The 3,072-nt window shown below is 77.9% G+C and carries 1 protein-coding gene; it reads right to left on the bottom strand.

Features of this window, described 5'->3' with window-relative positions; genetic code table 11:
• Positions 1–3,072, bottom strand: a 3,072-nt coding sequence (locus tag ACWDSL_RS52735; protein WP_450496826.1) for a type I polyketide synthase, incomplete at both ends; no start/stop codon positions are given.

The raw sequence follows: 3,072 nt of genomic DNA, 5'->3' as shown, positions 1-3,072 counted from the left end.
CCCAGCCGACGGCGTACAGCCCGCTCGCCGCCGCCCGGCTCGCCTCCCGCACCTGCCGCGCCGCGCGCGGGCGCAGCACCACCGACGCAACGCTCAGCACCGGCGCCCCGGCCGCGTCCCAGACGTCGACCCGCAGCTCCCGGTCGTCCGTCGTCGCCACCGGCGCCAGGCGTACGCGCGCCGCGCGGGCGCCGGTCGCCCACAGGCGTACGCCGCTCCACGCGAACGGCCGCCACAGCCGGTCGTCCGCCGCCCCGGTCAGCAGCGCGGGCTGCAACGCGGCGTCCAGCAGCACCGGATGAACGCCGAAGCCGTCCGCCCCGTCCCCGGCCTCCGCAGGCAGCACGACCTCCGCGAGCAGGTCGTCGCCGTCCCGCCACAGCGCCCGTACGCCGCGCAGCGCGGGCGCGTAGCCGTAGCCGTGCGCCTCCGCCCGCTCGTAGAGACCGGCCATCTCCACCGGCTCCGCGCCCGGTGGCGGCCAGGCCGGGGCCGCCGCTGCCGCCTCGCCATCCGCCGGGACCAGCGTGCCGGCCGCGTGACGCGTCCACTCCCCGTCCGCGTCCGCCGGGCGCGAGGAGACCGTCACCGCGCGGCGGCCCGAGGCGTCCGGCGGCGCGACCGCGACCTGCGCCAGCACGTCCCCGTCGCCGTCGAGCTCCAGCGGCGCACGGAGCAGCAGCTCCTCCAGCGCCCCGCCCGCCTCGTCGGCCGCTCGCAGCGCCCACTCCACGAGGACGGCGCCGGGCACCAGGCCCACGCCCGCCACCGTGTGGCCGCCGAGCCAGTGCCCGTCGTCACCGCCCGGCAGGCGGCCGTTCAGCACCACGCCGCCGTCGGCCAGTTCGACCGCCGCCGTCAGCAGGGGGTGTCCGGCCGGGCGCGTTCCGGCCCCGGCTCCGGCGGCGTGCCGCTCGCGGCGGCCTTCGTCCGGCGCCAGCCAGTAACGCCGCCGCTGGAAGGGGTAGGCCGGCAGCTCGACCGTGCGCGGCAGCGTCCGGGCCGGGTCGAACCAGCGGCGGAAGTCGACCGCGAGCCCGGCCGCGAAGCCGTCGCCCAGCGCGCGCGCCAGCCGCTCCCGGCCGCCGTCGTCGCGGCGGAGGGTCGCGACGGTGACCGCCTCCGCCTCCGCCGCCTCGAAGCACTCCCGCAGCGCGGGGATCAGCACCGGGTGCGGGCTGACCTCGATGAAGACGCGGTACCCGTCGGCCAGCAGGGCGTCGATCGCGGGCGCGAAACGCACCGGCTGCCGCAGGTTGGTGAACCAGTAGGCGGCGTCGAGGCCCGCCGTGTCCTGGCGGGCGGCGGTGACGGCCGAGTAGAACGCCGTGCCCGTGGCGCGGGGCGCGACCTCGGCGAGGTCGGCGTGGAGGGTGTCGGCGAGCCGGTCGACCTGCGGGCCGTGCGAGGCGTAGTCCACGTCGATGGTCCTCGCCCGCCGGCCCGTTGCCTCGCAGGCCGCCACGACGGCCGCCACCTGGCCGACCGGCCCCGACACGACGGTGGAGTGCGGCCCGTTGTACGTCGCCACCGTCACCTGCGCGGCGTCCGCGCCCAGTTCGGCCAGCAGCCCGGTGGTCTCCTCGCCGCTGAGCGCGAGCGACGCCATGGTGCCGTGGCCCGCCAGCGCGCGCAGGGCCTGGCTGCGCAACGCCACGATCCGCGCGCCGTCGCGCAGCGACAGGCCGCCGGCTACGCAGGCGGCGGCGATCTCGCCCTGGGAGTGGCCGACGACGGCCGCCGGGCGTACGCCGTGGGCCTCCCACACAGCCGCGAGCGACACCATCACCGCCCACAGGCACGGCTGGACGACGTCGACCCGGCCGATGTCGGCGGCGCCGGGCGCGCCGCGCAGCACGTCGGTCAGCGACCAGTCGGTGAACGCGCCCAGTGCCTCCTCGCATGCGGCGATGCGGGCGGCGAAGACGGGGGAGGTGTCGAGGAGTTCGACGCCCATGCCGCGCCACTGCGAGCCCTGTCCCGGGAAGACCATGACCGGGCCCGGCGCGGCGGCCGCCGATGCCGCCGTGGTGCCGGGCGCCTGGCCGTCGGCGACCTCGCGGAGCGCGGCCAGCAGGTGTTCGTGGTCCGCGCCGGTGACGACGGCGCGGTGGCGGTCCGCCGACCGCGTGGTGGCCAGCGACCACGCGACCTCCGCCGGGGAGGGGGGCGGGCTGGCGGCGGCGAGCCAGTCGGCCAGCCGCCCGGCCTGGGCGCGCAACGCCTCGGGGCCGCGCGCGGACAGCGGGAGCGGTACGACGCCCGTCGGTACGCCGGGCTGTTCGGGCTCGGGTTCTGGCTGGCCCGGGGGCTCTTCGAGGATGAGGTGGGCGTTGGTGCCGGAGATGCCGAAGGAGGAGACGGCGGCGCGGCGGGGACGCGCGCCGGTCTCCGGCCAGTCGGCGGGTTCCGTCAGTAGCCGGACGTTGCCGCTGTCCCAGTCGACGTGGGGGGAGGGCTCGTTCACGTGCAGGGTGGCGGGCAGGGTGCCGTGCCGCAGCGCCATGATCATCTTGATGGCGCCCGCGACCCCGGCGGCGGCCTGGGTGTGGCCGATGTTGGACTTGATCGAGCCCAGCCGCAGGGGGCGTTCGGCCGGGCGGTCCTGGCCGTAGGTGGCCAGCAGCGCCTGCGCCTCGATCGGGTCGCCGAGCGTGGTGCCGGTGCCGTGGGCCTCGACGGCGTCGATGTCGGCGGGTGTGAGGCGGGCGTTGGCGAGGGCGGCGTGGATGACGCGTTGCTGGGAGGGGCCGTTGGGGGCGGTGAGGCCGTTGCTGGCGCCGTCCTGGTTGATGGCGGAGCCGCGCAGCACCGCGAGCACGCGGTGGCCGTTGCGGCGGGCGTCGGAGAGACGTTCCAGCAGGACCAGGCCCGCGCCCTCGGCCCACCCGGTGCCGTCGGCGGCGGCGGCGAACGGCTTGCACCGTCCGTCCGGGGCGAGCCCGCGCTGCCGCGAGAAGGAGGTGAACATGCCGGGCGTCGCCATCACCGTGACGCCGCCCGCGAGCGCCAGGTCGCACTCGCCGCCGCGCAGCGCCTGCGCCGCCAGGTGCATCGCCACCAGCGAGGAGG

The sequence above is a fragment of the Streptomyces sp. NPDC000941 genome (assembly GCF_053599555.1).
The sequence above is the reverse complement of the archived record's forward strand: the minus strand, read 5'-3'. Positions and strand labels throughout refer to the sequence as shown.